This is a genomic window from Eggerthella sp., assembly GCF_048329335.1.
Classification (GTDB): domain Bacteria; phylum Actinomycetota; class Coriobacteriia; order Coriobacteriales; family Eggerthellaceae; genus Eggerthella; species Eggerthella lenta.
This window is the reverse complement of record NZ_DBFEGU010000117.1, coordinates 1-7,408: the sequence shown is the minus strand read 5'-3', so window position 1 is coordinate 7,408 and position 7,408 is coordinate 1. Positions and strand designations below refer to the sequence as shown.

Annotated in this window: 5 protein-coding genes; 1 reads left to right on the top strand and 4 read right to left on the bottom strand. The window is 60.5% G+C overall.

From position 1 onward, the window contains the following. Window positions 1-336 precede the first annotated feature (336 nt). Entirely contained in the window at window positions 337-1,866 is a 1,530-nt protein-coding gene (locus ACMO6A_RS03660; RefSeq protein WP_009306556.1) for a DEAD/DEAH box helicase, read from the top strand. 112 nt (window positions 1,867-1,978) lie between these two features. On the opposite strand, the gene fdhD is transcribed toward ACMO6A_RS03660, so the two are convergent. From fdhD to ACMO6A_RS03640, 4 genes are all read right to left on the bottom strand, one after another. After that, window positions 1,979-2,761 carry a formate dehydrogenase accessory sulfurtransferase FdhD gene (gene fdhD, locus ACMO6A_RS03655; RefSeq protein WP_267491128.1) on the bottom strand — a complete coding sequence of 261 codons (783 nt, stop codon included), beginning with the start codon at window positions 2,759-2,761 and terminating at the stop codon, window positions 1,979-1,981. 153 nt (window positions 2,762-2,914) lie between these two features. Continuing rightward, window positions 2,915-3,526 (bottom strand): 4Fe-4S dicluster domain-containing protein, encoded by a 612-nt coding sequence (locus ACMO6A_RS03650; RefSeq protein ID WP_057385305.1) that lies wholly within the window; start codon window positions 3,524-3,526, stop codon window positions 2,915-2,917. 15 nt (window positions 3,527-3,541) lie between these two features. Then, the gene (locus tag ACMO6A_RS03645) at window positions 3,542-6,271 is read right to left on the bottom strand and encodes a molybdopterin-dependent oxidoreductase (protein ID WP_035585772.1); all 2,730 of its coding nucleotides are present in this window, start codon (window positions 6,269-6,271) and stop codon (window positions 3,542-3,544) included. Between the two features lie 266 nt (window positions 6,272-6,537). Beyond that, window positions 6,538-7,408: slipin family protein (locus ACMO6A_RS03640; RefSeq protein WP_418470799.1), on the bottom strand; the 871-nt coding region annotated here is incomplete at its 5' end.

Genomic DNA, 7,408 nt, shown 5'->3' with positions numbered 1-7,408 from the left:
AAGTAAAGCAGTGTAAATTCTAAGTGGGAAGCTCCTTGGACATCAGATGAACATAAGGGGCTGCAGACGTTTGAAAGCCTACCGATCACGTTAAAAAACAGTCCGTTTTGATGGATTTCGGTACATATTCTCAGTCAATTTTTACATTTTCCTTTACTTTCCTCACCGACGGCTGGCATAATAGTCAGTCGCTTTACACGAAATTCTTTCCTGTTTCTTTTCGCGCAATGCCAACGAATCAGAAAGCGGCTCGAGTCAAGCGCAATGCACGCCGCAGGAGCGGGTGCGACCGAAAAGCGCGCATCGAGCGCGCACGAAGAGAAACGGAAACGAATAATGCAGAATTTCGCCGACCTCGGCTTGTCCGAGGCTGCCCTTGCCGCCGTCGAACGCCTGGGCTACGAGAACCCCACCCCTGTGCAGCTGCAGGCCATCCCGTTGGTCCTGGAAGGCCGCGACCTCATCGCAGCCGCCAGCACCGGCACGGGTAAGACCGCCGCGTTCCTGCTGCCCATCCTGAGCACCCTGCCGCGCGGCAAGAGGGGCAAGCGCGCGCCCCGCGTGCTGGTGGTCAGCCCCACCCGTGAGCTGGCGCAGCAGATCTCGCAGACATGCATGCAGATCACCCGCAAGACGGGGCACTACGTGACCACCGTGTTCGGCGGTACGCCCTACGGCCCCCAGATCAACGAGATCCGACGCGGCACCGACGTGCTCATCGCCACGCCCGGCCGCCTGAACGACCTCATGAACAAAGGCGTCGTCGACCTCGGCGGCATCAAGTCCCTCGTGCTGGACGAAGCGGACCGCATGCTTGACATGGGCTTCCTGCCCGCCGTCACCACCATCGTAGACGCCACCCCCGCCGATCGCCAGACGCTGCTCTTCTCGGCCACGATCGACCATTCCATCCAGAAGAACCTGGGCTCGCTGCTGAACGACCCGGCCGTCGTGGAAATCGCCCGCAACGGCGAGACCGCCCAGACGGTCGAGCAGTTCATGATGCCCATCGCCAATTTCAAGAAGCCCGAGCTTCTGCAGGCGCTGCTGGAGGAGAAGGGCTCCGACCGCGTGATCGTGTTCGCGCGCACGAAGAACCGCACCGAGGATTGCGCCGAGGCACTGTGCGACGCAGGTTACCGTGCCGAATCCATCCACTCGGACAAGTCGCAAGGCCAGCGCAAGCGCGCCCTCGACAACTTCCGTCGCGGCCGCACGTCAATCCTCGTGGCGACCGACGTGCTGGCGCGCGGCATCGACGTGCCCGACGTGGACCACGTCATCAACTTCGACCTGCCCGACATGCCCGAGGACTACGTGCACCGCATCGGCCGCACGGGCCGCGCCGGAGAACAGGGCTTCGCGGTCTCGTTCGTCACGCGCGAGTCGCGCCGCACGATGAGCGACATCGAGAAGCTCATCGGCAAGAACGTACCCCTCATGGAGCTCGAGACCTACGAGCTGGACATGACCGTGCTGGAAAAGGGCAAGAAGGGCGCTCCGAAAAAGGGCGGCTACAAGGGCAACAAAGGCTCCGGACGCCCCGCGGGCGCCAAGCGCTCCGACAAGCGCGGCGGCGAGAAGCGCGACTTCGAGCGCCGTTCGGACAGCCGCGCCGAGGGCCGCTCGGACAACCGCCCCGGGCGCGGCAAGCGCGCCGAGGGCAAGCGATCCTTCGACGGCGCCGCCAAGCCCGACGGCCCGCGCAGCAACAACATGGATCACGCGAAGCGCCGCCTCGAGATGAGCGAGAAGAAGAAGTACGAGAAGTCCGCTCCGAACGCGAAGGGCGCCGCCAAGCAGAACGGCTCCAAGAAGAAAGCGGGCGTCGGCGGCTACAACTACAGCAGGTTCGCGAACAACTAAGACGCACTCGGGGCGAGCTGATCCGACTTCGTATCTCCTATATATATAGGTAAGCGCCGCGCATCGTTTCAAGATGCGCGGCGCTTCTTCGTTTCCGAAAGGGAACCTCTTCCTAGACGATGCGCTCAGGATGCGCGTACACGTTGAAGACGTCACGCTTGGCGAATCCGACTAGCGTGACGCCCCAACGCTGGGCCAGACGCATCGACAAGCTTGTGGGCGCACCGGGAGACGCAACAACAGGGCAGCCGAGACGAATCACCTTCACGATGATCTCGCGCGGCACCCGGCCGCTGAATAGGAGCATTTTATCCGACGCATCCACCCCGTTCAAGAAGCACCAGCCGACCAGCTTGTCCAAAGCACTGTGGCGCCCGATATCCTCGAACCATGCAACCACCCCGCACTGGTCGACCAGAACCGCGCTGTGCACGCCGCCCGTGCGCCGAAACAGCAGCGAGCGGTCCTCCAGAAGAGCCATGCGCTCGACCACCTGAGCCGCTTGCAGCGTGAGATCGGACTCCACCGGCAAGAACCCTTCCGCATCGCACGAGGGATCTCCGCCGTCACCACGCTCGAACACTCCGGAAATCACCACCCCGCCGTCGCGCAGCGTTTCGACGTGTCGGCGACGTCGACGCGAAGCCCCGGCAACATCGACACGCACCGACACCGCACCCGAATCCAGATCGACGTCTATAGCGCTCACCTGCTCAGGATCCGTGATAACACCCGCCAAGAACAAGTTGCCTGCGACCAGCTCGCGCACATCCCAAGGCGAACATGTCGTGTCGCACTGCCGTGCGCCGTTCACGAACACGGTCAACTCCGCCTCCTGGATGACCGAATCGTCCCGCTTCGAAAAGCGCGCGTCTTCGTACCGCACGATAGGCATATGCGTGCATGCCGAAACCTTGGACTCCGTATCGACAAGGGCAAACGAACGGCTGCGGATCATGGCGCACCTCTTTTCAACCGATCGCATTCGCAACTCCGAGCGGGCGGCGACCCGAAAAGGCCGCCGCCCGGAGAGGGAGGGAAGGCGAGATCAGGCATTCACCTTGTTGGGAAGGTACCAAACCGAAGGATTCGCCCCTTCGTCGGGAAGCAGCTGGAAGCCGGCGGCGGATTCGGCCTGCTTTTTCAGCGTTTCCAAGTCGCCGAACACGCGCGCGCCAGCCGGACATGCAGCCACGCACGCCTGAGGCTCGTTGCCGCCTGCATCGATACGATCGACGCAGAAGGTGCACTTGTCAACGCGCCCCTGCGGCATGGCGGTATACATGACGGCTTCGTACTCGTTAAGCTCGGACCCGAAATAGCCGTCCTCGTTCTCGCGGTAATAGCGCGCGCCGTAGGGGCAAGCCATGATGCAGGATTTGCAGCCGATGCACTTCTCCTTGTCCACCACCACGATGCCGTCTTCGCGTTTGTAAGTAGCGCCCTCGGTCGGACACGCCTCGACGCAAGGCGGATTCTCGCAATGCATGCACAGCATGGGGACGATATGCATCGTTGCGTCTGGATACTCGCCCTCAAACTCTCGCTTGACATGGGAGCGCGTTATACCCGGAGGGGTTCCATGCGCCTCCTTGCACGCTACGGCGCATGCGTGGCATCCCACGCATTTCTTCAGATCGATCAGCATTCCGTAAGCCATGGTTCACTCCTCCCTTTATGCGATCTTCTCAAGCTTGACGCGAATGCACTGGTCGAACGCCGAGCACACATGATCCATGCGGTCAGGGGTCTGACCGGGAACCAGATGCACAACGGGAACGCCCTTGTCCTTCGCAATGGGCATATAGGCCGATTTCGAACCCCAGTGCCCGCCGATGACGGCCACGCATTCGGAATGCACGCCCTCGGACGTAGCCAGCACGCCCTCCACCGATACGCCGTCGACCGTGACAAGCCTCACCTTATCACCGCTGGCGAACCCTTTCGCCCGAGCCGTAGCGGCGTTGATCTCAATGGTGTAGCCGTAAGGGTTCTCTTCATTGATCTCGTTGATCCAGGGGTTCTCCATGAGCCACGAGTCGGTGTTGATCGCATCGGTGTAATACACGGGGAGGATGTCGAAGCCAGGATCGGTCACCTCATACCCGCAGCCGGGCTTCCAATCGGGAAGAGCCTGGTAGTCGTCGACCTCCCACGGAATGCCCAGCTCGGCGACCTTGGCCTCCACCTTGCTCTTCGCCTCCAACAGGAAGTCGAAGTACAGCGGCACGCGGCCAGGTTCACCGTTTGCCCAGATGTACACTTCGTCAACGGTGCGAGGATGATCGTACACAGCATGCTCTTTCAGCCATGCGAAGTCGTGCTCTTCGTCGATGTTGGATTTTAAGATGGAATCGGCGAAAGCCTCTACGTCGAGCTTCTGGTCCATGGGTACCGAATACTCGTCCTTCACGCGGAACATGCCGTTAAGCGTGGCGATGAATTCGGCGTTCTTTCCGGCGCGACTTGCCAATTCTGCGAACAGCTGCCAGCTGGAAGGCGCGCCGTCCTTCGGCTCGACGACCTTCTGCCACACGGGAACGGTCCACGGATTTTCCAAACCGCCGATGACACGATGGTTGCCTGCTGCATGCGGCAGCGGCTCGGTGCGCTCCAGATAGCAGCATTCGGGCAAGATCACATCGTAGAAATAGGACGACTCGTTCAGAAACATATCGATGCCTACAACGTACTCGTAATTCTTGAAGATTTCAGCCTGTTCGTCGTAGTTGCCCCACCATTTGATGGGATTGCATGCATAGCAGAGAGCGACCTCGGCGGCCTGCGTGCGATACAGGTCGGGATGAGCCTGGGCAATGTGCTCGAAGTGGTTGTCGTCGGACATGGGCTGGAGTTCCATCATGCCCATGGTCGTAGGCGTGTAATCGCCTTCGTACACCTTTTTATAGTAAGAGTTCGGGAATGCAAGCAGCAGACCGGCGCAATCGATGAGCCCCTCGGGCTCCCATAAACCGGGGCGCCACGACATGGTCGGGTTGTCGTCGGCCCAGCCGTTGCAGATGGGATCGAAACCGCAGAAGCCGCCGACGGAGTTCGTCGAACCGATGAGGTTGTTCAGGCTGAACACGGCCCAGCAGCTATGGAAAGCGTGCTTATGGCGCGTGATGCCGGAAAACGCGTCGACGGCAGCAGGGCGATAAGGCAACGTCACGCCGTCGATCTCGGTGGTCTGGCCGATGCAGGCCGCTTCGCCAAGCTCTTTGGCAACCTGGCGGATAGTGGCCGCGGGAACCGTGGTTATGCTCTCCTGGTACTCGGGCGTGTAGGTCTTCAGATGCTCTTTATACAGGGTGAATCCTGTCGAGCACTGCCTGCCGTCCACCTCGAACGTACCCTCGAGTTGGGGGGCGCTGCACCGATCGTAAGGCTTCGCCTCGCCGTCGGAATCCATGTACAGCGAATGCCCTGTCTTCTCGTCGAAGACGATGCGCTTGGTATCCAGGTCGACCAGAGAAGGGCCGTTGGTACGATTCGCAAGGAACTCGATGTCGATGAGGTTTTCCTCGTGAACGAGCACGTACGCGATGGCAAGCGCCGCAGCGGCATCGGTGCCGGGGCGAATAGGCACCCAGAGATCGGCTTTCTCTCCCGCAGCGCCCATATGCGGATCGAACACCACGTGGCGCAAACCGTTCTTGCGACGCTCAGCGAAAGGCTCGACGGTCATGTTGTATCCATGACGGGTAGCCGTGCCCGCATTGGTGCCGAACTGGACGACGTAGTTGCAGTTGACATAGTCGGGACGCGCATTGCCCGTCCCCGTGAACAGGTATTCTATCTGATGGACCCCGGCTCCGCAGATATCGGAGCAGCTGCCTTCGGCGTTGCCGTAGATCACGCCGAGTGCCGTATGGCGCACCAGAGAGCCGATCTGGCTAGCCACCATGGACATGCCGGTGACGGCGTGCGGACCGCTGCGCTCGATAGCCGCCTTCATGCGCTCGTCCACCAACCCGTAGGCCTCGTCCCAGCTGATCTCCTCCCAACCCGGATCCTCGTCGAAGCCCTTCTTGGGATTCGTGCGCTTCAGAGGCTTGGTGATGCGGTTGGGATCGTAGAGTTGCATGATGCCCGACGCGCCCTTGCCGCATATATGCCCGCGGCCGATGGAACTGTCGGGATTGCCCGTCAGTTCTACCACAACGCCGTCGATGACATGCGCTTTAATGGAGCAGTTGTTGAAGCACATGTTGCAGGTAGTGGGGATCCACTCGCCCGCTTTCGGATCGTAGGCCGTTTTCTCGACCCCCGCCGTATGCTCGGACTCCTTTTCGGTGCCTGGCGCGCAACCGACGATACCGCCCGCTAGCCCTACGCCGAGCGCAGTCGCCCCCGCGCCCGCCACAAAACCCCTTCGGCTGATTCCCATGCCGTTCTCGCTCATGGTGCTACCCCCTTCAGCTCGTCTACGAGGGCACCCGCAACTTCAGCGGCTGTCCCCTCCGACACCGCTTAGTGTCTGCTGTCAAGGTACTCTATAGTTCTATGACAGTCAATCACTTTAATTATCCTATCTTGAGCATGAAGAAGAGTGTGCGTAGCCCCGCTGCCTGCGCGCATCGGCCATGGAAATGCTGGACCAAGCGACGGTCCAGGCAGCGTACGCGATTCGAAGCAGATGCTTCATGAAACATCTGCGCTAGTTTCGCCCTACTTCAAGAAGCTGTCGATATTGTTGAACGCTTCGCCGAACGCGCTCGGGGCAATGACGAGACCGCCCTTCTCTTTGACGCTCTCATAGATGAGGTTCATCGTGCGAAGTTGGAGCGCCTTGTCGTTGCGATCGTAGACAGCCGCCGCATCGACAAACATCTCGGAGATGTCTTTTTCGATTTCTGCGAGCAAGAGTCGCGCGTTGCGCTCGCGCTCCGCCTGCGCTTCCTTGGACATGGCATCCTGCAGCTCTTTGGGAATAGCGATGTCGCGGATCTCCACCGATACGACCGAGATGCCCCACGAACGCGTCTTTTCGTCGAGGATATCCTTGATCTCACCGTCCAGCTGCTCTCGCCGCGTGGCAACTTCGGCCAGATTGATGCGCCCCACCGCATCACGCAGCGCTGTTTGCGCGGCCCACCAAATGGCCGACGCGTAGTCCTCTACCTCGACGCAGGCGTCTTTGGGATTCCACACCATCCAGAACAGCACGGCATCGATATCGAGCGGCACAAGGTCGGCGGTCAACGCCTCCTCCGCCGTGAACGGCGTGGTGATCATGCGCTGGTCAATGTGCGCAGTAGCATGTTCTACCACGGGAACGACGAAATAAAGCCCAGGGCCAGCAATGCGGTTGAAGTTGCCTAAACGCAGCACCACGACACGCTCCCACTGCGGCGCAATACGAATGCTGAACGCGGCCACCGCGCCAGCCATCACCGCGACGATAACCACCGTCGAGGTAAGCATGCTCCAAAGCGCAGCGAGAATGGCACCCGCAACGATAAGGAATACCGATGCCGCAAAAATGTATACGCTGTTGCGCGAGGTTTTCCGCCCGACGGGCGCAACCATACCTTTCGGC